Annotated in this window: 15 protein-coding genes; 6 read left to right on the top strand and 9 right to left on the bottom strand. The window is 51.3% G+C overall.

What is annotated here, in order from left to right:
• The first annotated feature begins 42 nt into the window (after positions 1 to 42).
• Positions 43 to 1,125 (top strand): hypothetical protein, encoded by a 1,083-nt coding sequence (locus C5S61_RS15560; protein WP_110516193.1) that lies wholly within the window; start codon positions 43 to 45, stop codon positions 1,123 to 1,125.
• Here C5S61_RS15560 and C5S61_RS15555 read toward each other — a convergent pair.
• Positions 1,122 to 2,201, bottom strand: a complete 1,080-nt coding sequence (locus C5S61_RS15555) for a potassium channel family protein (protein WP_110516191.1) — start codon at positions 2,199 to 2,201, stop codon at positions 1,122 to 1,124. The genes C5S61_RS15560 and C5S61_RS15555 overlap by 4 nt on opposite strands.
• Before the next feature lie 197 nt (positions 2,202 to 2,398).
• Here C5S61_RS15555 and cysK point away from each other — a divergent pair, with 197 nt between their 5' ends.
• Entirely contained in the window at positions 2,399 to 3,328 is a 930-nt protein-coding gene (gene cysK, locus C5S61_RS15550) for a cysteine synthase A (RefSeq protein WP_110516190.1), read from the top strand.
• 159 nt (positions 3,329 to 3,487) lie between these two features.
• Here the strand turns inward: cysK and C5S61_RS15545 are convergent, their stop codons facing one another.
• The 3 genes from C5S61_RS15545 to C5S61_RS15535 all read right to left on the bottom strand — a co-directional run bounded on the left by C5S61_RS15545 (position 3,488) and on the right by C5S61_RS15535 (position 5,893).
• Positions 3,488 to 3,724 (bottom strand): hypothetical protein, encoded by a 237-nt coding sequence (locus C5S61_RS15545; RefSeq protein WP_110516188.1) that lies wholly within the window; start codon positions 3,722 to 3,724, stop codon positions 3,488 to 3,490.
• A gap of 106 nt (positions 3,725 to 3,830) precedes the next feature.
• On the bottom strand, positions 3,831 to 5,066 hold the full coding sequence (gene arsJ / locus C5S61_RS15540) for an organoarsenical effux MFS transporter ArsJ (RefSeq protein ID WP_110516186.1): 1,236 nt from the start codon (positions 5,064 to 5,066) through the stop codon (positions 3,831 to 3,833).
• Between the two features lie 53 nt (positions 5,067 to 5,119).
• Positions 5,120 to 5,893 (bottom strand): arsenate reductase/protein-tyrosine-phosphatase family protein, encoded by a 774-nt coding sequence (locus tag C5S61_RS15535; protein WP_110516184.1) that lies wholly within the window; start codon positions 5,891 to 5,893, stop codon positions 5,120 to 5,122.
• A gap of 519 nt (positions 5,894 to 6,412) precedes the next feature.
• Between C5S61_RS15535 and C5S61_RS15530 the strand changes: the two genes are divergently transcribed.
• The 3 genes from C5S61_RS15530 to C5S61_RS15520 all read left to right on the top strand — a co-directional run bounded on the left by C5S61_RS15530 (position 6,413) and on the right by C5S61_RS15520 (position 12,303).
• On the top strand, positions 6,413 to 6,775 hold the full coding sequence (locus tag C5S61_RS15530) for a hypothetical protein (RefSeq protein ID WP_110516182.1): 363 nt from the start codon (positions 6,413 to 6,415) through the stop codon (positions 6,773 to 6,775).
• A gap of 523 nt (positions 6,776 to 7,298) precedes the next feature.
• Positions 7,299 to 9,776 (top strand): ATP-dependent DNA helicase RecG, encoded by a 2,478-nt coding sequence (gene recG / locus C5S61_RS15525; protein ID WP_164689519.1) that lies wholly within the window; start codon positions 7,299 to 7,301, stop codon positions 9,774 to 9,776.
• Positions 9,777 to 10,191: 415 nt separating this feature from the next.
• A complete protein-coding gene (locus tag C5S61_RS15520; RefSeq protein ID WP_110516178.1) occupies positions 10,192 to 12,303 on the top strand; it encodes an elongation factor G in 2,112 nt (703 codons plus the stop codon).
• Between the two features lie 302 nt (positions 12,304 to 12,605).
• Here the strand turns inward: C5S61_RS15520 and rpsT are convergent, their stop codons facing one another.
• A complete protein-coding gene (gene rpsT / locus C5S61_RS15515; protein ID WP_054535094.1) occupies positions 12,606 to 12,893 on the bottom strand; it encodes a 30S ribosomal protein S20 in 288 nt (95 codons plus the stop codon).
• Positions 12,894 to 12,995: 102 nt separating this feature from the next.
• Between rpsT and murJ the strand changes: the two genes are divergently transcribed.
• Positions 12,996 to 14,819, top strand: a complete 1,824-nt coding sequence (gene murJ, locus C5S61_RS15510) for a murein biosynthesis integral membrane protein MurJ (RefSeq protein WP_110516177.1) — start codon at positions 12,996 to 12,998, stop codon at positions 14,817 to 14,819.
• Between the two features lie 117 nt (positions 14,820 to 14,936).
• Here murJ and C5S61_RS15505 read toward each other — a convergent pair whose 3' ends face one another.
• From C5S61_RS15505 to C5S61_RS15490, 4 genes are all read right to left on the bottom strand, one after another.
• Positions 14,937 to 16,457 (bottom strand): family 8 glycosyl hydrolase, encoded by a 1,521-nt coding sequence (locus tag C5S61_RS15505; RefSeq protein ID WP_110516174.1) that lies wholly within the window; start codon positions 16,455 to 16,457, stop codon positions 14,937 to 14,939.
• Positions 16,458 to 16,541: 84 nt separating this feature from the next.
• Complete coding sequence (locus C5S61_RS15500; RefSeq protein WP_110516172.1) at positions 16,542 to 18,404, bottom strand: glycosyl hydrolase family 8; 1,863 nt, start codon at positions 18,402 to 18,404, stop codon at positions 16,542 to 16,544.
• Positions 18,405 to 18,568: 164 nt separating this feature from the next.
• Positions 18,569 to 21,118: a glycoside hydrolase family 48 protein gene (locus tag C5S61_RS15495; RefSeq protein ID WP_110516170.1), complete on the bottom strand. Its 2,550-nt coding sequence runs from the start codon at positions 21,116 to 21,118 to the stop codon at positions 18,569 to 18,571.
• Between the two features lie 170 nt (positions 21,119 to 21,288).
• On the bottom strand, positions 21,289 to 23,847 hold the full coding sequence (locus C5S61_RS15490; protein WP_110516168.1) for a glycoside hydrolase family 9 protein: 2,559 nt from the start codon (positions 23,845 to 23,847) through the stop codon (positions 21,289 to 21,291).
• Between the last annotated feature and the right edge of the window lie 120 nt (positions 23,848 to 23,967).

The raw sequence follows: 23,967 nt of genomic DNA, 5'->3' as shown, positions 1-23,967 counted from the left end.
TACGATTAGAGTGAGCGATTTTTGATTAATGGAGGCTTGTGTATGCGCGCTTGGTTGTTGCTTCTCGGTCTGATGTTGTTGAGCGGGTGTGTGAGTCAGCAACAACAAACTGAATTTAATCCCGATGGCAGTGGTACGTATGAAATTCGAATTGGCTTTTCGCAGCAAATGCTCGATTTTGCCACGATGGGCAGTTCTGGGGTAAGTGATGATGCGCTTGATGATGCGCTACTTGAGTTAGGCTCAATTGCCAATGGCTTGCCCACTGAATGGCAAGCAAGCAGCGAAAATTGGAAAAGTGATGATGGCAAATATCGCGGTACATTAATTCGCATGCAATTTCGCGATGCGGCGATGCTGCGCGATCAATTGACCAATAGTGACTTGAACGAATTGTATAGTTTGATACGCTTTGAAGATGTTGAAGTTATCCAAGATGGCCGTCAAGTCCGCCTGCGTGCGACGGTCAAAAATGGCGAAAACAGCATGTTCGATAGCCAAGAAAGCAGTGATTTGTTGGGCTCTGGTTTGATGGCCAGCCCAACTACCAGCTGGACAATTCGCTTTCCTGAACGCATCGATTCGTGGAGCGAACGCGAAATTGCCTCAGTCAGCGAAGATAAAAAGACCTTGACCTATGATTTTCCTTATCCGCTTACCCGTGATTATCAGCTTGAGATCGTTGGGGTACTCAGCCCGACTGTGCCACAATGGGCGCTTTGGGTTGTTGGCGGTTTGGTTGGGGTTGGTTTGATCTTGGTTGGGGTTGGCTTCGTGTTGAGCCGCCGCAAACCAACATCTACCTATCAGTCCTATGATCCAGCAACTGCTGGCCCGCGCACAGCCTATCCAGCAGCCAGCCAAACCACACCGCTCGCGCCGCTAAGCTATGCGCCCAAGCCAGATGAATATCAACCAAGTGATAGCGTTGCGCCATATATGCCCAAGCCTACTGAGTATCAACCAAGCGATAGCGTTGTGCCATATACGCCCAAGCCTGCCAGTTATCAACCAAGCGATAGCTATGAACAACCAACGAGTTTTGGCTCCACTCCTGCCGAGTATGGCGGGCGCACGCCAACCCGTTCGTTGGGCATGTGGCAAGATCCCAACGATCAAGCCTAAAGCCGGTAGGGTGAGTGCGGCGCTGCATTTGGTTTGTTCAGTGCTTGAATATGATTAATTGCTGTCAGCGGCCCGATAATCACCAGTTGATCGCCGCTGGTCAAGCGTTCATCGCCACGTGGGCGTAAATCCTCGCCATTACGCCCACGTCGATAGAGCACCGAAATATCGTGTTGATTTTCGACCGTCTGAATCAAGCGGCCATCAAAAATGCCGTCACGTTCGACGATAATTTCCACCGTCGAAAGCAATTTGCCTGCAACATATAAGGCGTTGGTAATGCCACGGCCCAAGGCTGCTGCTGCCAAGGTTGGTGCTGCCAAGGCCGAGGTGCTAAATGCGGTCTGAATGTTAAACGCCGAGCTAAGTTTGCCCGCCAACGAATCGTTGAACACCCGCATCACAATATGAATATCGGGGTGTTGTTCGCGAGCGGTCAGCGCAATATCAAGGTTGGTCAAATCGTCGCCAGTTACGACGGTGAGCGAGGTGGCGTGATGCAGACCCGCTTGCTGCAAAAGCTCTGGCTGACGAGCATCGCCAATAATCACTGGCACATGCTGGCCCATCACCAATTCATGAAACGGCCCATCGCTATGGGCATCGATCACCACAATATCGCAGCCGCTGGCCAGTAATTGACCAACAACCCGATAGCCAATCTTGCCCAAACCACACACAATAATATGATCACGATAGGTTGATGCTAACGCCATTTGCCATGCCTCCCGTCGATTGCGTTTATCGAACAGCAAAATGCCCATGTTGAGCGCGCCGCGTGCTAGCAAAATAATATTCAAGGCTGGCGCAAGATAAAACAAGAGCTGCAACCACCATGGCTCGGGCAAGGGCACAGGATTGAGGGTCATTTGGCTAAATGCTTGATACAGTGCTTCGTGAAACGCCAGCACTGGGCGCGTGCCAGCCCAAATTGCCATGGTAAAGCCCAGCCAGAGCAAGAGCCACAAGCCCAACCACACCCACGAATCGCGAAACACAATCCAGCCGTCGCGCAACGAGGCAGCGACCAAGCGTTTCCAACGGGCTTTGCGACTAGGAGCTCTGGTGCGTTTCATGAATCAGCCTCTCTCAGGATGGTTGCTGCTGACAGTAGTAGATTGCGCCGGAGATGTCAAGCCATCAAAAAACTGCAAACGGAGAGCAATAATCCAAAACTCAATTAAATAAAGATTAAATATTGACAGTACCCTAAGCTATGCTACTATTATTGTTAGGTTTGTCGTTTAACTTAGTTAACAAAAGGACCCAAACGATGGCGCGGATTTACGAAAACATTACCCAACTTGTCGGCAACACGCCGCTGGTGCGCTTGGGCAAAGTTAATACCACGGGGGCGACGGTATTAGCGAAGCTTGAGTTTTTCAACCCAGCGAGCAGCGTCAAAGATCGCATTGGCTTGGCGATGATCGAGGCAGCGGAGGCCGAAGGTCTGATCAATCCAACCGAAACCACGATTATCGAGCCAACCAGTGGCAATACTGGCATTGGCTTGGCCTTCGTGGCCGCCGCCAAAGGCTATCGGATTGTGCTGGTTATGCCAGAAACAATGAGCTTGGAGCGGCGCAAATTGCTCAAGGGCTTTGGCGCTGAATTAGTGCTGACTCCTGGGCCAGAAGGTATGCCTGGTGCGATTCGCAAGGCTGAAGAATTGGCTGCCGAACGACTTGGCAGCTTTATTCCGCAACAATTCAAAAATAAGGCTAATCCAGCAGTGCACCAACGCACAACCGCCGAAGAAATTTGGAATGATACTGATGGCGCGGTTGATATTTTAGTTTCAGGCGTTGGCACTGGCGGCACACTCACCGGGGTTGCTTCGGTGCTCAAAGCGCGCAATCCAAACTTTAAGGCCATTGCGGTTGAACCAACTGCCTCGCCAGTGCTTTCTGGTGGCAAAATGGGGCCGCATAAAATCCAAGGCATTGGTGCTGGCTTTATTCCCGATGTGCTTGATACCAGCTTGATCGATGAAGTTATTCAGGTAACCAATGAACACGCTTTTGAATGGGCGCGCAAATTGGCTCATGAAGAAGGTTTGATGGTGGGCATTAGCTCTGGGGCTGCCGCTTGGGCTGCCTTGCAAGTAGCTGCTCGCCCAGAAAATGCTGGCAAAACGATTGTCTTTATTGTGCCAAGCAACGGCGAACGCTACCTCAGCACGCCATTGTTTGATGCTGAGTAGCTAAAGATAGGGTTCGGGGATCGGTTGTTGGGGGTCGGAATCTAAGCATAAGCTATGTTGCATATCCCGATCCCCAACGACCAAGAACCAATCCCCATAAAAAAACCACCCCCAGCACTTAACCATGCTGAGGGTGGTTTTTTTGTGGTTTAGTGCAACTTAGGCAGCTGGAGGAGCTTCGTCGCCGTCGATACCCAATTTATCTTTGGCGGCTTCATAAACATCGCTAGCTTTATCGCCAACGACTTCAGCAGCATCGCTAATTTTTTCTGCTGCTTGTTCTGCAAGGTCGCCAGCTTTTTCAGCGGCATCGCCTAAAAATTCACCAACCGACTCGGCAACATCCTTGGCTTTATCAACCAAATTTTCGAAAAACCCTGGTTCATTATCAGTCATTGGGGTTTCCTCCAAAATGCCACGTGGTAGCTACCACGATCCGGTGCTTAGCTCTATTGTAGTAGATTCATGCCAACTTACAAGTAGCAATTTGGTTCCATTCTGCTTATAGCGAGCCAGCTTTAGCCTGTTGATCGCCCGACGTAAGTTGGTTTGGCACGCGAGGCAAGCTCAATGAGATAAGCGCCGTTATTGCGCTTAAGCATGCTGCCGCCCATAAACAGCCCACCAACCCATAACGTTGATAGAGCAAGCCAGAAAGAATGGTGCCAAGCAAGCGGCCCAAAGCATTGGCCATATAATAAAAACCAACATTCAACGCCACATCAGCCTGATCGGTATAGGCTAAAATGAGGTAGGAATGGACTGCCGAATTTAACGCAAAGATAACGCCAAAGCCAATTAATCCCACTACCACTACCATTGCCGATTGTTGGTTGATTTGCACAACGCTCGCTAAACTCGCCATAATCAGCATTAATAAAGCGGCGAAAATCGTTGCTGCCGAGCCATTGGGGGTTGCCTGCCAGCGGCGGGTGATTTGCGGCGCAAGCGCTTGGATGAGGCCATAGCCAATCACCCACAAGGCCAGATAGCCTCCAACCTGCCAAAACGACCAACCAAGCACTTCACTCAGAAAAACTGGTAAGCCGACTACAAACCATACATCCCGGGCTGCAAACAAAAAACAGCGTGCTGCCGAAAGGAGATTGATCGCACGGCTTTTGGCAAACATTTGTTGCCATTTTGGTTTGGCTTTACTGCGGCCTAAATCGTGTTGCAAACCAAGCCATGTGCCAAGGGTGGCTATGGCAATTAGGCTCGCAAGGGCAACGAAAGCACTGCGAAAGCCAATTGTGCTTAATAATAGACTGCCAAGGAAAAAGCCCACACCTTTGAGCGCATTTTTCGAGCCAGTCAAGATTGCCACCCACTTAAACAAGGTTGATTGTGCGTCGTGGGCTACCAACATTTTGATGCTGCTTTTGGCGCTCATCTTGGTGAGATCTTTGGCGATGCCTGAGCCAGCTTGAGCAAGCATGACATATGGCACACTGAGCCAAGCACTCGGCACAACCATCATTCCTAAAGCCAGCACCTGCAATACCAAACCCGCATGTAAGGTGCGATTAAGGCCGAAGCGTGCCCCGAGCCAACCACCAAACAAGTTGGTAATAACCCCAAACACTTCATAGAAAATAAAGAGTGACGCAACCGCCAAAGCGCCATAGCCAAGTTGATGAAAATGGAACAATACCAGCATTCGTAATGCACCATCGGTCAAGGTAAAGGCCCAATAGGCTGCGGTGACAATTGTATATTCTTTAAATTGTGGTTGCATCGCTAGCTCCTAACACATCCGCTCGAACCGATTAATTCCAATCCGTAAGGCCATTATTTGCTCCCTTCATGCTGTTGGCGCTCAATCGTGGTCAGTAAAAAGCGAATACGGGTTATCAGTTGTTGAATGGTGGTATCAATTGCGGCTGCTTGGGCTAGTTCGCTGGTTTTGAGCAAGGGGTCGGCAAAACTCCAGTGCCAACTCGTTGGGTGGCCTGGTATGGTTGGGCATTGTTCGCGCGCCCGATCACAGGCTGTAATCACATAATCAAAATGCTGATCAAGGTATGGCTGGAGCGATTTGGCATAGAGGCCAGCACTGGAGATCTTTTTTTCGGCCAAGGCTGCTAAGACCAAATGATGCACCTCGGCAGGTTGGGTGCCGGCGCTCACTACATCAAGCTGTGGCCCAGCGAAATGGCGGGTAATAGCCTCGGCCAATTGCGAACGTGCACTATTGTGAGTACACACATATAAAATGCGGACTGGCTTAGTAAGTTGGTAGGGTTGACTGGTTGCTTGATTGGCGAATGGAGCAAGATCAGGGTGGAGTGCTTGGGCACTGCTTTGGTAAGCAGTTTGTAGGGCTGGTAAATCGAGATGGTAATAGACATCACGGCCATCAGCTTCGCTGCGGCGTTCAATCACTAAGGCTGCTTCACGTAATAGCCGCAAATGATAAGAAACCACATTCATTGGTGCTTGCAGTGCGGCCACACATTCATGGACACGATAATCGCTATGAACTAAAAGTTGTAGCAAGCGCCAACGTAGCTCATGCGCTAGTAACTTAAGCATTGCTGGTGGTTCAAGCATAAGCGGTTGCATACAATAAAATACTCCAAATTGAAATGATTCAAATTAATTTGAATCATATTTGAGCTATTGCTGAATTGCAAGCCTCAGTTTTGATCCATGAAGCACAAGAGAAGGCTATAGGCTTTTGGCTATCGGGGGCATGGTTGCAATTACCTATGTAGGCTGAAACCGCGAAGAACACGAAGGTTAAGTTTTTTCGCCACAGATTGGCCCAGATTATCGAGATGAATTTTTTGGCCACGAATTGCACGAATTTCACCAATTGATTAGCCAAAAGCCCAGAGCCGATAGCCACATTCCCTCTGCGCCTCTGCGTTCAGGAAAGAACGAAACCGCGAAGAACGCGAAGCGCGCGAAGGTTAAGTTTTTTCGCCACAGATTGGCACGGATTGCTCAGATTGAATTTCCACGAGCCAATAACCAATAGCCCATAGCCTAGAGCCAAAAGCCTGTACCCTGACCCCTAACCCTTCGCCTATTCATTCTTCGTGTAGCGTTATAATCGAAATATATAGCAAGGAGTGAAGAATGAAAGTAATTTGGAGTTTTCATTGCGATTATTGTGTATCATGGCAAGAATTTCACGATGATGATTGGGAATTGCCAGATGATTATTATTGCCCCAAAGGCCATGAACTCGTAACTGCTTCCAAGCAATTGCTAGCCGACAAACCAATTATTTGTTTGTATCCAACCAATACCTATGATCAGGTTAAAAAACAAACGAGTGAAGGCAAGAATTTTTGGGTGATGATTCAACATATTCATACTGGTGAGCAAGTCTTTTCGCAAAACTTCTATCTTTTGGCCGATGCGCTCAAAATCGTTGAAAATTTACATCTGTTGCCATGGGAACGGGCATTGTGGTATTTGCAATTGAAAAAGATTTAATCATTGTATGAGGCTATTGGCATGAGGCTTTGGGCTATCGGGAGAATAGTTGAAATTACCCATGCAGGCTGAAACCGCGAAGTACACACAGGACACGAAGGTTAAGTTTTTTCGCCACAGATTGGCCCAGATTATCGAGATGAATTTTTTGGCCACGAATTGCACGAATTTCACCAATTGATTAGCCAAAAGCCCAGAGCCGATAGCCACATTCCCTCTGCGCCTCTGCGTTCAGGAAAGAACGAAACCGCGAAGAACGCGAAGCGCGCGAAGGTTAAGTTTTTTCGCCACAGATTGGCCCAGCTTGCTCAGATTGAATTTCCATGAGCCACTAGCCTAGAGCCTGAACCCTAGCCTCTTCATCCCTCATCCCTCATCCTTCATCCCTCATCCTTCATCCTTCATCCTTCATCCTTTGTTCCATGCTCTCTGCTCTATGTTCTTATTCTGGTACAATATACGCACAGTTGAGCGACTAGATTCGAACATAGCGCCTGTTTCTATGTTCGTTGTTTTGATGGCTATGCAAGCAAATCAGCACATTATTGACCTTGGCAAAACCTTGGCCGCCGAGGAAAAAGTCGGTTGTGACGATACCGCAACCACCGAGGGAATCAGCGTCTTTCTACGCGAATGGCAATTGCAGCATCCTCAAGCCTTGCATGAACCAGTTGTGCAGGGTGTGCTTGATGCGCTCGATGGCTATTCCGATTTGGGCCATGCAGAACGTGAGGCTCGTTTGAGCGTCGCGCTTGATCGGCTGCGCAATTTATTTCGTAAACAGCCCAAAGCTCCTGCCGAGCCAGTTGGAGCCGTACCGCCACCTGATACCCTGCTCAAAAATCTTCAAGGAATTGGGCCAAGCACCGCGCGTTCGTTTGCGCGGCTTGGGGTGCATACCCTCGAAGATTTGCTTTATCACGTGCCCCATCGCTACGACGATTTTAGCAAACGCAAGCAGATTTGCGATTTGGTGGTAGGCGAAACCGATACGGTGATTGTGACCGTCGATGCAATTAAAAGCTTCAATGCCAAAGGTCGTCAAGGGGTTGAAATCACGGTTGGCGACGATACTGGCGTGCTCAAGGCTTCGTGGTTTCGCGGCACGTGGATGGCCAAGCAATTTCGCGAAGGCATGCGGATTGTGCTCAGCGGCAAAGTCAGTATGTTCCGCGAAATGAAATCGATGAGCAACCCACAATGGGAGCCGTTTGTCGAAGACGATTTGGTGCATACTGGCCGACTTGTGCCAGTCCACCCATTAACCAAGGGCTTGCAAGATCGCAATGCCCGCCAAGTGATCAAACGGGTGGTAGATGTGCTTACGCCAACCTTGCCCGACCCATTGCCAATTGAGTTACGCGAACGCGCCAGCTTGTTGCCTTTGGGCGTTGCCGTCAGCCAAATTCACTTTCCCGATAGCTGGGCGATGGTGCAACGAGCGCGCCAACGCTTGGGCTTTGATGAATTTTTGTATATTCAGTTGGGTGTGTTGCAGCGCAAACGGCTCTATCAAGGGGTGCAAGGCCAGCCAATTGCCTTTAATCAAGCAATTCATGATGCTTATTTGGCTTCGTTGCCCTTTGCTTTGACCAATGCCCAAGCGCGCACCTTTACCGAAATTTGTCGCGATCTGGAGCGACCTGTACCGATGACCCGCCTTGTTCAGGGCGATGTTGGTTCGGGTAAAACGGCGGTTGCAGCAGCAGCTTTGGTGCAAGCAGTTGCTGCTGGCTTTCAAGGCGCGATGATGGCTCCGACCGAAATTTTGGCCGAGCAACATTATCGCGGCCTGAAAAAACTGCTAGCGAATGTTAAAATTCCTGGCCGCGAAACGCCGACGAATGGCGATTGGCGCAGCGATCTTGATCAGGAAAAACGCAATCGGCTGGCGCAAATTAAGCAATTGCTGATGCTCGCCGATGAGCCAGAGCCAGAGCCAGGTGGCATTCGGGTGGCACTTTTGACTGGCAGCCTCAAAGCTCGTCAACGCCGCGAAGCGCTGAAACTGATTGCCGATGGCGAAGTTGACATCATCATTGGCACGCATTCGCTGATTCAAGCCAATGTCGATTATCAGGCGCTTGGTTTGGCGGTGGTCGATGAACAACATCGCTTTGGGGTTGAGCAACGTGAGGCGCTCAAACGTAAGGGCTTTAATCCGCATCTGTTGGTGATGACGGCCACGCCAATTCCACGCTCGTTGGCCTTGACGATTTATGGCGATCTTGATGTTTCGGTGATTGATGAGCGCCCACCAGGCCGCCAGCCAATTCGCACCAAATGGATTAGCTCAGGCGAACGTAGCAAAGCCTACAAACATATGCGCAAAGAGATTGCTGCTGGTCGCCAAGCCTTTGTGATCTGCCCGTTGGTTGAGGAAAGCGAAAAACTCGAAGATGTGAAATCGGCGATTGTTGAGCAAGAGCATTTGCAGCACGAGATTTTCCCTGAGCTGAAAGTGGGTTTGATTCATGGCCGCATGACGGCGAGCGAAAAAGACACGATTATGGCGCAGTTTCGCGACCGTGAATTTGATATTTTGGTGGCGACAGCAGTAGTTGAAGTTGGCATCGACATTCCTAACGCCACCACGATTATGATCGAAGGTGCTGAGCGCTTTGGCTTGGCCCAATTGCATCAATTTCGCGGGCGGGTTGGGCGCGGCAGCCATCAATCATTCTGCATTTTGGTCAGCGACAAAGAAGATAACGATGTGACGGTAGCGCGACTTTCGTCGATGGAAGAAAGCGAAGATGGCTTTCGCTTGGCCGAGGTTGACCTTGAACTGCGTGGGCCTGGCGAGTTTTTTGGCATTCGTCAGAGTGGCACGCCCGATCTCAAAGTGGCGCAACTAACCGATACGCGTTTGCTGCATGCGGCACGAATCGAGGCCGAACGCATCTTGAAGATCGACCCTGAGCTAGAATTGCCTGAGCATGCCAAAGTGCGCGAGAAATTGCAAGCCTTTTGGGCGGGCATGGAAACTCAAAGCAACTAGCTACTACAAAGGTTGCGAAAATTGCCCAACTAAAACACCAAAGACCCTCTTGACAGAGAGTGATTGGTGGTGTACTATATATTCAAACCTTCTCCTCTCTCTTCTCTCCCACAAGCGGCTCCATTATGCGAGCCGTTTGTGGTTTAAAAAGCTTTTTTATTTTCCTCAATCCAAAACACTTTGCTTTTGCCGCTTAAAAATTTTTGATTTATACCCAACGGTAGCGAAACTACAACTTTCTGTCACTTGGCGCATGCTATGCTCAAAGCCTAAACCGCGATCGCCGAAGCGTGGTGGTTTAGGGAATTTAAGGATTAAGCTTGCCGTTCGGTCGCGACGGCGCTATAATCGACAGACAATCAACCCTCACATTGATTCCGTCGTCGTTTCAAGTAACTCCAAAGGAGGAGTCTCTATGAAAGAGTACGGTCCGGATCGTATCCACACAATTGGCCTGTTTGGCCATGGCGGTGCTGGCAAAACCACCCTCGCTGAAGCCCTGCTTTTCGCCAGCAAAGCCCTCCCACGCATGGGGCGCGTCGAAGATGGCTCAACCGTGAGCGATTACGACCCCGATGAAGTCAAACGCCACGCCTCAATCAACCTCTCGGTGATTCCAATCGAATGGAACGGTAACAAGTTCAATTTTATCGATGTGCCTGGCTATGCTGATTTTCGCGGCGAAGCTGCTGCGGCGCTCAGGGTTATCGATGGCATGGTGCTGGTGCTCGATGCCGCTGGCGGGGTCGAAGTTGGCGCAGAATTACTTTGGCAAATGGCTCGTGAGGCGAATATCCCACGAGTTGTTTTTATTAACAAGCTTGATCGCGAAAATGCCAACTTTCAACGTACTGTCGAACAAGCCAAGGGCCTGCTGAGCGAGGCAATCACGCCGATGCATATGCCAATTGGCAGCGGAGCCAACTTCAAGGGCATTGTCTCGTTGCGCAAACGCAAAGCTTGGTTGCATCACAATGGCAAAGATGGAGCTTATGAAATTGCCGAAATTCCTGCTGAGATTCGCCCAGCAGCACTGCAAATGGCCGATGGCTTGATTGAAAAAATCGCCATGACCAACGACCACTTGATCGAGGAATATTTGGAAGGCGGCGCAGAAGCACTCAGCGATGAAGAGCTTCGCCAAGGCTTTCAGGCTGCAATTAATGCGCATACGATTATGCCGCTGTTTATCGGCTCGGCAACCACGCTTTCGGGCATTCCCCAGTTGCTCGATGGCATTCTCGATGCGATTCCATCTGCTGCCAAACGTTTGACCACTGCCCACGATTTGCGCAACGATGATGATTATTTTCTCGAAGGCAATGCCGATGAGCCGCTGAGTGCGCTGGTTTTCAAAACCCATGTCGATCAATATGTTGGGCGTTTGAGTTGCTTCCGCGTATTTAGCGGCGAGTTGCACTCAAACTCGGTGGTGCGGAATGCCCGTACAGGTCGCGACGAACGCATCGGCCAGCTCTTCCAGCTGCGCGGCAAGGAGCAAATGCCTGTCTCGGTGGTGCATGCAGGCGATTTGGGAGCTGTGGCCAAGCTCGCCGACACGCTGAGCGGCGACACACTCTACAGCCCCGACAATCCGCTGCGCTTGCGCGGCATTAGCTACCCCGAAGCCGCTTTTACCGCCAAAGTCACGCCGCACTCCAAAAATGACCTCGACAAGTTAGGCAATGCACTACATCGGATTATTGAAGAAGACCCGATTTTGCAGCTTGGGCGCGACATCCAAACTGGCGAAACCTTGCTTGCAGGTTTGAGCGAAACGCACTTGAATTTTATTGCTGAACGAGTGAAGCGCAAATTCGATGTGCATTTCGATTTGGCAATTCCTAGCGTTCCCTATCGCGAACGCATCAGCAGCACTGCTAGCTCAACCTATCGCCATAAAAAGCAAACTGGCGGCGCTGGCCAATTTGCCGAAATTTCGCTACGGCTTGAGCCATTGCCAGCCGATCCTGATCGCGCTGATCCACTCGAATTTGCGAGCGAGATTGTGGGTGGCGTGGTTTCGCGCTCGTTCTGGCCAGCGATTGAAAAGGGCATTCGCGAATCGATGGCTTTGGGCGTGCTTTCCGGCCACCCAGTAATTGATGTGAAGGCCGTGATTTATGATGGCAAGGAACATCCGGTTGATAGCAAAGAAATTGCCTTCAAAACTGCCGGTAAATTTGCTTTCCGCGAGGCTACGCGCAAAGCCAATCCAGTGATTATTGAGCCAATTTATGTGCTCAACATCAATGTTCCCGATGAATATGTTGGCGATATTTTGAGCGATTTGAATGGCAACAAGCGCGGGCGAGTGCAAGGCATGGAGCAAATTGGCCATAGCCGCACCTTGATTACGGCCCATGTGCCATTAGCCGAATGTCAACGCTACTCGACCGATCTGCGTTCGATTACCCAAGGCCGTGGCGATTTTGTGATGCGACTTGACCATTATGATGATGTGCCACACAGCGTTGCCCAAACCATCATCGCCAATGCCAAACACCACCACGACGACGATGAATAGCGACTGAAGGATGAGGGATGAGGGATGAGGGATGAGGGATGAGGGATGAGGGATGAGGGATGAAAATTGGGGCTATAGGCTCTGGGAACAATTCCTATAGCCTATAGCCAACAGCCCATAGCCATACTTATCTCTGCGCCGCTGCGTTAAAAACGCTAACCTCGGCTCCCCCTATGTTCTATGCTCTCTGCTCTCTGTTCTTACTTCCCGATCCCCAGCCCCCAACAACCGATCCTCGAATTAACGCAAAAAAGCCCACAGATGGGGCTTTCATTGCAGATCTATGCTAAAAATGGCAGGGTTTATTGCACAGTGGTGCGGGTACCGATGCCGTTAGCAATGTTGAAACGGCGAACCAACCGTGATTTGCGGCGGGCTGCTTGGTTTTTGTGAATGATGCCTTTAGCGGCTGCTTGATCCAAGGCTTTCAACGCTGCTGCCAACGATTCTTTGCTAGCTTCGTTTTTAGCATTGACGCTTTGAGCTGATTTTTTGACCAAGGTTTTGAGTTGTGAGCGCACCATGACGTTGCGTGCATGGCGGCGAGCAGTTGTCCGAATGCGTTTGCGGGCTGAAGCTGTATTAGCCAACGTGACCTCCTCGAAGGTTTGGTATCATAAGAAAACGCCGAGGCCACGCAGCCTGCGGCTAATTTGGTTTCGCGACGATGGATTATACCAGAAAGAATCAAAATGAGCAACGAGTCATTATCGCCGACTCCCACGCCGACTTCCAGCCCCTTACGCAAACGTTCGATGAGTGCAGTGCTCAATAGCGCAATCGTGATGTTGGGCTATTTATTGAGCCGTGTGATTGGGATTGTGCGCCAAACGGTCTTGTCGAGCTACTTTGGCACCAATAGTATCAGCGATATTTATACCACAGCCTTTCAAATTCCCGATTTATTATATTTGGTGATTATTGGCGGCGCGTTGGGCACAGCCTTTATTCCGATTTTTATCGAAGCCTATACCAAAGAAACCCATGAACGGGCTTGGCAAGTTGCCAATTTGGTGATTAATGCCGCCTTGGCAGTGCTCAGCGTGGTTTCGTTGGCGATTTTGCTGCTGGCCGACCCGCTGCTGCGTTGGCTTAACCCCACCTATACACCCGAACAACTAGGCTTGGCGATTTATTTGGTGCGCTTGTTTATGCTCTCGCCGTTGCTGCTTGGGTTGGGTGGCTTGGCAATGGCAACGTTAAATGCACTTGATCATTTCACCATGCCAGCCTTGGTTCCAGTGATTTATAACGTGGCGATTATTGCGGGAATTGTGCTGATTGGGCCGTTGCTGGTGCGCTTTGGCTTGGTGCAACACCCAATTAGCGTGGTTGAGCATAATGGTCAGGCAGTTTCGATTGAAGGCGCAGCCTGGGGCGTGGTGCTGGGCGCGTTACTCTATTTGGTTTGTCAATTGCCAGTGCTCTATCGCGCAGGCTTTCGCTATCAAGTTCTCTTCAATTGGCGCGATGCTGCGTTGCGCCGAATTGGCCTCTTGATGGGGCCGCGGGTGTTTGGCCAAGCAGCAATGCAAATCAACACAATTGCTATTTTTAGCTTTGCCAAATTGCTTGGCGATGGCCGCGCCACGGCGTTGAGTAATGCCCTCACCTTGATGTTGTTGCCGCATGGCATTTTTGCCCTCAGCTTGGCGACCGTGATGTTTCCGCAACTTAGCCGCTTGGATGCGGCAGGTGATCACGAGGGCTTTAACCAAACGACGCGCAGCACCTTGGGCACGGTGTTATGGGCAATTATTCCCGCTGCTGTTGGCTTAATGCTGCTGGCCACGCCAATTGTCCAAGTGCTATTCCAACGCGGCAACTTCGATAGCCAATCGACTTTATGGGTGGTGCAAGCGTTGATGATGTATGCCACAGCATTGCCAGCCTTTGGTGCTGCCGAAATTTTGATTCGCGGCTTTTATGCCCGTCAAGAAACCACGATTCCGGTGGTGATTGGGATTGTAACCGTGGTGTTGAATATTGGTCTGTGTTGGATACTGACTCGTTATAGCACCAGCCATATCGTGCTGGCCGGAGCATTTAGCGTTACCAACAATCTTGAATTGTTGTTGCTACTGGTAATGTGGCGACGGCGCAATGGCAACCTTGATGGTGCTGGTCAATTGCAGCGTTCTTTATTAATTACGCTGCTTAGCTCGTTGGCGATGGCGTTGGTGGTGCAAGCACCGATATTTAGCGTGTTGATTGTTGGCTTGCTGGGCTTAAATTATGCCTGGCGACGTTTGAAGGCCACGCCGCTGCCCCAATGGTTGGGCTTTGCGATTGCTGCAATCGGTGGCTTGGGCTTGGCATGGCAGACCAAATTATTCGATCTGGCAACGTGGGTGCAAATTGCGCCGCAAGCCCAAAGTTTGGCCAGCTTGCTTGGTTCGTTGCTATTTAACGGCTTATTGGCGATTGCGATTTATTTTGCTTGTTCAAGCGCCTTGGGTGCGCCCGAAGCAGCAGTCTGGCAACAACGCATTTTGGGGCGTTTGAAACGGCGCTAAATTAGCTGTCAGCTATTTAATATGACACAATCTCAAATCAGATGTAGCAATGAGAATCTTTATTATGGTTTGGCGAACGGCGGCAGTTCCACCCAACTGCCGCCGTTTTGCATTTAATTAGCGATTAGATTTAGCAAACGGTAAATACATACGGAAATTTAAATTTGGTACCAGCGTTGGCGTGCGGCTGGCGGTTGCGGTTGCCGTACGACTTGGCGTGATGGTAATTGTCGCAGGCGTGTTGGTGCTAGTTGTAGGCGTGCCTGTCGCCGTTCTCGTTGGCGTATTGCTTGGCGTAGCCGTTACCGTTCTCGTTGGCGTATTGCTTGGCGTTGGCGTACCACCATTGCCTGCTAATCCCAGCTCATACAAATTAGGAAAATTGCCGGTTAGCAACAACATATTCAGCAAGCGCCAAGCGTTGGGATAATAGCTGTTGGGCGTATCTTTGGTCGTCAGCACTGCGTTGTAGGCTTGTTGCGGCGTAGTTTTCAGGCTCGCCGTTGCAGCGCCACAATTGACAGCTTGCGGATCTGGGGCGGCCCAAATCGCGGCAGCAGCATTGGCCACAAAAAACACACCACGATAATTATCAACCGACGTGCCATCAAGCCGATAGCGCGCTTGCAGGTTGTCGATGCCGACGCTGCTGAAAAAACCGCCAATTTCGTTCATGGTTTCGCGTGAGCTGGCGGTGTTGTACCAAGCCTTATCGATCGCGACGCGCCATGCAAAGCGCGCTGCATCGTAACTCCACCACGCCGATTCTTCTGGCTGCCACGAAACATACTGCACATCGCCATCATATTGGTTCCAATTGGGCACCAGCTTGGAGCAATTGCCAGCCTTGGCTTGCACCAAGTTGGTGATGGCGTAGTTGCGGGTATTGACGGCGGCCCACTCGCTATTTTTATTGGTAAATTTGCCAAAAACCGTGCTATAGCCAGGTGAAAAATAGGAGAGATTAACAATACCTTGCGTATATTCGGTCGCTGTTGACCAAGAATCACCTGGTAGAAGCTCGTTGCCTTCGTTATTGGGCAGGCCAGCGGGTGGGTTGCTGCCAGGATGATCAACTTCGTAGGTATAAATATTGTTGATCATTGTTGTTGCTAGGCTGCAATAATTCAGCCCATTGCTGCTGGCGGGCCAAACCCCTTGTTGCACTTTGACACAGGCGTTGACGAGACCCAAGGCCATATCTTCATCGCCATCGGTGGCCGCACCACTGCCATTAATTTGGCCTGGATTGCCGATGTGCCAGTGCATCAGGCCGCGACTGGTCAAATAATCGCGCGTGAAAAGCCACAGACCATCGAAGGTTGTTTGATCGTCAAATAACGAGGCAAACAGCATGCCATAGCCTTGACCTTCTGAAACCGTGCTGCTATTGCTGACTCCACCAAGAACGCGTAAACGATTGCCACCGCCAGCGTTGTTGCTAGTAACTTGGGCACTTTTCCATTCGTTCCATGCTTGCGTGAGATCGGTCACATTGTAATTAATGCCAGAAGCTTGATTATAGGGAAAGGTAAATCCTTGCGGGCTAGCTTTGGCTGGTTGCTCGTGTGGCAACGTAAAACCGAGGCCGACCAAAATGGCCAAAATAACCCAACGCGAGTGGAATGCTTGCTTCATCGAGTTTGCTCCTAGACACAAAAACAAGGATGCAGTGGTGGGCTGCATCCTTGCAATAAACCGACGGCTAGTATACCAAGAATCTTATGGCGCGACGCTACAAGCAGTGCCATTCAAGCTAATGCTGCTTGGTTTGGCGTTGCTACCGCTGTAGGTTCCTTGGAAGCCAAAGCTGGCAGTGCCGCCACTGGCGATCGAGCCATTCCAGCCGGCGCTATTGACGCTGACATTTTGACCAGTTTGGCTGACAACGCCATTCCAAAGATTGGTAATTTGTTGATTGCCTGCAAAGCTCCAAGCGACATTCCAGCTATTAATCGCTGCACCATTGTTGCGAATGCTGACATCGGCGGTGAATCCACTGCCCCAATCGTTGCTGATGGTGTAAGTGATTTGGCATGCGCCAGCAATTGGTGTGTTGGTTGGCGGTACGCTGGTTGGCACAGGTGTGTTGGTTGGGCGAATTGTTGGAACCGCTGTATTGGTTGGCAATACATTGGTTGGCACTGGCGTGTTGGTTGGCAATACATTGGTTGGTACTGGCGTGCTGGTTGCCGGAACCGTTGTATTGGTTGGGCGTGGGGTGCTGGTTGCTGGGATTGGCGTGCTGGTTGCTGGAACCGTTGTATTGGTTGGCAATGGCGTGCTGGTTGGCGTAACGCTGTTGGCTAATTCATAAATATTGGGGAAGTTGCCGGTCAGCAGCAACATGCTCATCAAGCGCCAAGCATTGACATAATATGAATTTGGCGCATCTTTGGTGGCCAAAACCATGTTATACGCTTGTTGCGGGCTGGTTTTGAGCTGGCCCGTGGCAGCGCCACAATTGACAGCTTGCGGAGCTGGGGCGGCCCAAATTGCGGCAGCAGCATTGGCCACAAAGAACACGCCGCGATAATTATCAACTGACGTGCCGTTCATGCGGTAGCGTGCTTGGACGTTTTCGATGCCGACACTGCTGAAGAAACCACCAACTTCGTTCATGGTTTCGCGTGAGCTGGCGGTGTTGTACCAAGCCTTATCGACGGCGACGCGCCATGCAAAGCGCGCTGCGTCGTAGCTCCACCAGGCATATTCTTCTGGCTGCCACGAAACGAGTTGGGCATCGCCATCATATTGGTTCCAGTTGGGCACGAGTTTGGAGCAGTTGCCCGGGCGTGATTGAGCTAAGTTGGTAATTTCATAATTCCGGCTGTTGACCGCTTCCCATTCGCTGGTTTTGCCAGTGAATTTACCAAAAACGGTGAAATAGCCAGGCGAGAAATAGGAAAGATTGACGATGCCTTCTGGATAGTCGCGGGTCAAGTTCCAGCCATCGCCGGGCAATAATTCGTTGCCTGGGTTGTTGGGCAAGCCAGCGATTGGGCTTGAGCCAGGATGATCAACTTCGTAGGTATAAATATTGTTGATCATCGTTGTTGCCAAGCCACAATAATCTAAGCCATTGCTGCTTGGTTGCCAAACGCCCTTGCGCACCTTGACACAGGCATTGACAAGGCCCAAGGCAATATCTTCGTCGCCATCGGTGGCGGCGTAGCTACCGCGCAATTGGCCTGGATTGCCAATGTGCCAGTGCATCAAGCCGTTGGGGTCGAGGTGATCGCGGGTGAACAACCACAAGCCATCAAGCGTATTTTGGTCATCGAAAATCGAGGCGAAGAGAATGCCATAGCCTTGGCCTTCAGAAACCGTCGATGAGTTATCGACCCCGCCCATCACGCGCAGCCGATTGCCGCCGCCAGCATTATTGGCGGTGATCATGTTGCTTTTCCACTCATTCCAAGCCTGTGTGAGATCGGTCACATTATAGTTAATGCCTGAAGCTTGATTGTATGGGAACAACAATGGGCTAACGTTATTGCCTTGCGCTGATTTGGATTGCAGCCATGGCACGCTAATGAGCGCGAGTAACGCCACCAGCAGCAGCATTTTGCGATGCTTTAACATCAAACAACCTCCAAAAAGAACAATTCAGAACAAAGAGGGCAGACAATTAACTGCCGCCCTCAGTTTACTCTTTATTAAGATATTTAATGGATAGCCTAAAAGTCCTGCAATTAAGGTTTATTAACAACTGCGCGTTAGCCGGCACTAACGCGCAGTCGTGCTGCTTATTGGAACAAGCGATCGTATTCGGCGTACGCCATTGCGATATCTGCTTGTGCCCAGAAGCGGTGGTAGGTGAAGGTTGGTGCTGGGCCACCGTTGAGGTAGGCTTGCACTGCTGGGAAGGCTGGATCATCTTCGTACTTGGTGCGAATGCTCAAGAACGTCGATGAATTGTTGATTGGATCGCCATTGGCCATAGTGCCAGTCCAGCCGTTTGGCACAGACACTGGATCATCGAAGCGGTTGTAGTCGCGGCGGGTTTCTGGGTTCGCAACGCCCTTATCATCGCGATACTGTGTCCACATGCGATCGATCAATGCTTTGGCGACGGTTTGTGAGGCAACGTGTTGCGTGCCATAGCGCTTGGTAGCGGCACTGTAGTACATCAAGGTCTTGGCATATGCAGCAGCAACACCAACGTCTTGAGTTTTATCGACAACCGTAACGTGCAAGTTGCTGTTGGCGGCTGGGTTGCTGGCGTTCCAAGTCGCTGGTTGGCCAGTCCATGCCAAGGTTGATGGAATTTCGTAGCTGCCATTGCTGGTCAAGGTGGTGTTGGCCAAAGCCCAGGTTACCCACTTGTCGAGCACGTTTTTGGCTTTGACATCGCCTGAAGCGTAGTAGTATTCAGCGACCCGTTCCATCGACCAAGCTTGGAAACCAAACCAGGTGTTGCTCGCAGGATCGTGGTAGACCGGTTTTTCGTCGTAGGCCATGTTGTAGAAGGTGCTGGTGCCTGCTGGAGCTGCTTCGTAGCGGCCATTCCAGCTGTTGGTAGCACCGCCAGCGATTGCGCCTTCGCTTGATTGCAACCAGGTGTAGAACTCAATTTGGCGGGTCAAGCTGGTGTTCCAGTCGCGAGCGCCGTTGGTTGAAGCTGGTTTGAACGCTGGTTGGCTGCCCAAGATCCAGGCTGCCATTGGGTTTTGGTAGCCGAAGTGATTGTGGCTGCTGCCGATGCGCCATGCCCAGCCGCCGCCATTGCCAATCGAACCGCCCCAAGCGTAGTACCACGACAACAGATAGTGCGCGCTGTTGTAGCCTGAGCCTGCTGGGCACGAGGTTGAGGTACAGCCAATTTGCTTGAAGTACTTGTCGAAGAAGGCGTAGCGCAGGTAGTCGCCCATTTTGGCTGCTTTGCTTACCAAGCCATTGACGATTGGCGAGCCGCCTTGTTCGTCGGCCCATACTTTAGCCCAGTAGATCGCTTGGACAGCGCGGGCATCGGCATCGGGAGCGTTGGTGTAGCGCCATTGGCGAGCGTAGCTGGCATCGCCAGTGAACAAGTTTAAGAAGCCGAAGGGGCCGCCATCATTGAAACTTTCCCACGATGGGTGGGGCACGGTTTCCCACACTGATTCTTGCGCGCCACGTTGGAAGGTGTTGATATATGATGGTTTGCTGGTGCCATCGCCACGGCGGCCATAGCCATACCAGTTATCAACGTCGAGCAACCAGTGCATGCCATAGACATCGCTGGTGCCGTAGGCCGAGCGCAATTCAGCGGCAATTGGGTCTTGGCCAACTGAAACGTTGGTTTGCAATTGTGATGGATACAGGTTTGGTTGTTCCCATTCGCCAGCGTAGGTGGCTGGGCTGTTGGCGTTGTATGAACCACTGCTTGGTTGATCTTGGCTGGTTGGAATGATGTACATTTCCATGTTGCGCCAAGCATCGGCCAATGGTTGCCAGTTGCCAGTTGCTTCGCCGTACATGGCTTCGAGCCACAACCAGTAACTATAGGCTTCGGATGTGGTTTCGTGGCCATAATCGGGGGCTTCAACAATCAAGGTTTCGATTGAGTGGTAGGGCACGCCTTCTGGGCTGAAGTAGCCGTTGACTGGGTTTTTCAACTCGGCGTACAGCTCCAAGAAGCGTTGATCGTAGGTATCGTCGCCTGGGATAGTTGGGGTGCTGGTTGGTGGCACCACGGTTGGCGTATTGGTTGGCCGTGGCGTGCTGGTTGGGCCGTTGGTCGCGGTTGGTGGCACAGCCGTGTTGGTTGGCCGAGTGGTCGCGGTTGGTGGCACAGCCGTGTTGGTTGGTGGCACAACGACGGTATTGGTTGGCCGAGTGGTCGCGGTTGGCGGCACAGTTGTATTGGTTGGTGGCACAGTTGCGGTTGGGTTGGGATTGGTTTCACCACAAACCACACCATTTAACGTAAACACGGTTGGCAGGGCATTAGCTCCGCTGTAGGTTCCTTGGAACCCAAAGTTTACAGCGCCACCGCTGCCGATTGAGCCATTCCAGCCAGCGTTGCTGACGCTGACATTTTGGCCGGTCTGGGTTACAACGCCACTCCAAAGGTTGGTAATTTGCTGGTTGCCAGCAAACGTCCAGCCAACCGTCCAGCTACTGAGCGCAGCGCCATTATTCTGAATATTAACATCGCCGAGGAAGCCACTGCCCCAATCATTGGGAACGCGATACGTGACAACACAACTGGCAGCGGCGGCGGTTGGTTTGGCATTTTGGGTGGTCAGCAGACCACCAATCATTGTTAGCAGCGCTAACAACATCGCCCCTCGGGCATAATAGTGCCGAGACATACATGCTCCTTGGATAAATGAAAAGTTCAGAGACAATACGAAGCGAACCTCTGCCCAATCGACGGCAGAGCTATCTATTTCCATACAACTAGCTTGCGAACCTAGGGCAATGGTTGTAGCAAACAGCGCGGATCGTTCGCTGCAACCATTGCCGAGGCTTTGCTAATTGGTTATGGCACAATCGTACAAGCAGCGCCGTTCAGGCTGAAGCTTGTGGGAATGCTATTGGTTCCGCTGTAGGTTCCTTGGAAGCCAACATTGACCGAGCCGCCATTGGCAAGATTTCCGTTCCAGCCAGCGTTGCTGACCGCGACGTTTTGACCAGTTTGGCTGACCACGCCGCTCCAGAGATTGCTAATTTGTTGATTACCAGCAAAGCTCCAAGTCAGCGTCCAGCTGTTGATGGCAGCGCCGCCGTTGGTGATGGTCACATCGCCAAGGAAGCCGCTGCCCCAATCGTTGGCAACGCGATATTTGACTTGGCATGCACCAGCAACTGGCGTGTTGGTTGGTAGTGGTGTGTTGGTTGGCAACGCGGTTGCACTTGGCAATGGCGTTGCGGTATTGGTTGGGCGGATGGTTGGGGTCACACTTGGGCCAACGGTTGGGGTTGCGGTGTTGGTTGGGCGCGTCGTTGGCGTAAGGCTTGGCCCCGTGGTTGGGGTTGCGGTATTGGTTGGGCGCACGGTTGGCGTAGCCGTGTTGGTTGGCAACGCGGTTGCGGTTGGCGTTACGTTGCTGCCACCAGGCTCATCGCCAAAGACTTTTACGCCATTGTCGTAGACTGGGATGCGGCGAGTTTTGAGCCGATCAGTGCTCGTGCCAACGCCATTGAACGACCAGTCATTGGTATTGTCCCATTGTTGGGCGTTGGTGTTGGTTGGCAACGAGAGCCGGAATTGCACTTCTTTGCGTGATTCCGATTGGCCGCCTGGATAGACGTTGATGCCAGCAAAGGCGATTTCGACGTAGTAAATGGTGCCAGCCCATTGCTTGAGCGCCGAAACGCCTGAGCCTTGGGTATAGGCGCTGCTCACCGTAATATCGCTCAAGCCATAGCCAGCAGCAAACACTTCGCTCAAATCGACAAAGTAGCGATAGCTGAGTTTGGTGCTGTTGCGGGCCGGCCAAGCACTTTGGTTATGCACTACGCCGCTAATTTCGATGAAGCGTGGGCCTGAAGCATTCACTTTGGCTTCCACGAAAAATTCATCTTCAGCGGTTTCAACCGGTGGGAAGCTGGCGAGTGGCGCGCCGCCAAATTCGCTATACATGCGAGCCAAAGCGCTGGTGAAGCCTGCATTGTAGTCGGTGGCAACTTCATTGGCCACATAATCGTTGCGGCTATCGGTGTAGGCATCGCCCGAACCTTTGGCTGGGCCGCCAACCAACGCGCCGTATAAAATATGGCGTTGATTGACTGGATTGCTCAATGAATCTGTCCATGAGCCGTGGGCGGTGCGATGGTGCACATTGACTGGCGGATTGTTGCCGAAGCCAACCACATAGCTGCTATTGCGTGGGTTGCTGCCCAGCATATAGTTGATTTGGCTGACCGCAAAATCGTGATAGCGCGCTTTTTTGGTTGCATCGCTGATGTAATCGCTGTAGACAAAGGCGGCGAATGATGTATTGGCCGAGTAGCGCAAGGCTCCCCAGGTATCCAACTGAGCCAAGCCACCTGGTGAATAAGTGATGCGTTGGCCGTTATAACCGACCGTCCAATAATCCAACCAGCGTTCGGTATCGTCTTTGTATTGTTGTTTGCCAGTCAATTTGGCTAGCAACAAATAGCAACCATAGGATTTATCATCCCATGCGATGCTCCAGCGATACGATTTGATTGTGCTTTGGGGTTCGGTGCTGAGGTTGGCATAATATTGCTCAGCTTTATTGAGGTAGCTGGTTTCGTTGGTTGCGCGATACAACCAAATTGCACCCCAAACCAACTCATCGTTGTAGCCGCTCCACGAGTTGTAAAACGAGGTGGCATCGGTGATACAGTCGCTATATTTGCCGCGCACAGTGTCGGCAAAGCTATACAGTTGGCGAGCATGGCTCAGCAACGTGTCGGCATAAGCTGGGTCGGTTGGCCGAAACACAATCGACGAGGCGGCCATGGCAGCGGCGGTTTCGCCAGCCAAATCTGAGCCGCCACAAGTTGCATCGATTTTGTACGAAGGGCGTGGGCCTGCTTGGTCGTCGAGGTGAATAATTTCTGCTGGACCCCAGAAGGCATGGTCTTTGCCACCATTGCCAACTTGGCCGTAGAGCACATTGGCTGAGGGATGGGCGTTGATGAAATAATTGTTGACGAAGCGCAAATTGTTCAGCAATTCATCAAGCTGGCCGCTTTGGGCATAGGCATCGCGATATTCAACCGCGCCCCAAGCCAACATTGTGGCCGAAGCCGCCATTGGAAAGCCAAACTTAACGTGGTCGCCAGCGTCGAACCAGCCGCCGCTGAGGTTGAGGCCAACGTCAGCGCCATCGTTGAGCACTGAATCGCCGCGCCATGTAACGCGATTCCAGCTTGGTTTTGGGCCTGCCTGTTGCGCTTCGTAGAAGAAAAAGGACTTTTGCAGTGCTTCGCCATAAGCGTATAGCGGCGCGGCTGCTTTGGTAGGGGTGGTTGGGCTAAGAACTAGCCCTGCAATCATCAAACAAGCAACGATTCCGGCGAAAAGTCGCCAGCGTTGGCTCGAACGTTCGAGCGGTGTACTCATCATTGGACACTCCTTCCTACATTGAAGGCTTTAATGTTGATTGCATGTACTGATGTGCTGCGTGGCACAGCACGACGATCATGGTCGCTGTGGCTTCAACGTTGCTTGCTCAGGCGATTGAGA

This window comes from Herpetosiphon llansteffanensis, from assembly GCF_003205875.1.
Classification (GTDB): Bacteria; Chloroflexota; Chloroflexia; order Chloroflexales; family Herpetosiphonaceae; genus Herpetosiphon; species Herpetosiphon llansteffanensis.
Note: the sequence above shows the minus strand (reverse complement) of the source record. Positions and strands in the feature narration are given on the sequence as shown.

What these genes read in the sequence shown, in the direction of transcription:
- C5S61_RS15560 (WP_110516193.1), top strand. Translation starts at nt 43, where the DNA reads ATGCGCGCTTGGTTGTTGCTTCTCGGTCTGATGTTGTTGAGCGGGTGT.
- C5S61_RS15555 (WP_110516191.1), bottom strand. Translation starts at nt 2,201, where the DNA reads ATGAAACGCACCAGAGCTCCTAGTCGCAAAGCCCGTTGGAAACGCTTG.
- cysK (WP_110516190.1), top strand. Translation starts at nt 2,399, where the DNA reads ATGGCGCGGATTTACGAAAACATTACCCAACTTGTCGGCAACACGCCG.
- C5S61_RS15545 (WP_110516188.1), bottom strand. Translation starts at nt 3,724, where the DNA reads ATGACTGATAATGAACCAGGGTTTTTCGAAAATTTGGTTGATAAAGCC.
- arsJ (WP_110516186.1), bottom strand. Translation starts at nt 5,066, where the DNA reads ATGCAACCACAATTTAAAGAATATACAATTGTCACCGCAGCCTATTGG.
- C5S61_RS15535 (WP_110516184.1), bottom strand. Translation starts at nt 5,893, where the DNA reads ATGCAACCGCTTATGCTTGAACCACCAGCAATGCTTAAGTTACTAGCG.
- C5S61_RS15530 (WP_110516182.1), top strand. Translation starts at nt 6,413, where the DNA reads ATGAAAGTAATTTGGAGTTTTCATTGCGATTATTGTGTATCATGGCAA.
- recG (WP_164689519.1), top strand. Translation starts at nt 7,299, where the DNA reads ATGCAAGCAAATCAGCACATTATTGACCTTGGCAAAACCTTGGCCGCC.
- C5S61_RS15520 (WP_110516178.1), top strand. Translation starts at nt 10,192, where the DNA reads ATGAAAGAGTACGGTCCGGATCGTATCCACACAATTGGCCTGTTTGGC.
- murJ (WP_110516177.1), top strand. Translation starts at nt 12,996, where the DNA reads ATGAGCAACGAGTCATTATCGCCGACTCCCACGCCGACTTCCAGCCCC.
- C5S61_RS15505 (WP_110516174.1), bottom strand. Translation starts at nt 16,457, where the DNA reads ATGAAGCAAGCATTCCACTCGCGTTGGGTTATTTTGGCCATTTTGGTC.
- C5S61_RS15500 (WP_110516172.1), bottom strand. Translation starts at nt 18,404, where the DNA reads ATGTTAAAGCATCGCAAAATGCTGCTGCTGGTGGCGTTACTCGCGCTC.
- C5S61_RS15495 (WP_110516170.1), bottom strand. Translation starts at nt 21,118, where the DNA reads ATGTCTCGGCACTATTATGCCCGAGGGGCGATGTTGTTAGCGCTGCTA.
- C5S61_RS15490 (WP_110516168.1), bottom strand. Translation starts at nt 23,847, where the DNA reads ATGATGAGTACACCGCTCGAACGTTCGAGCCAACGCTGGCGACTTTTC.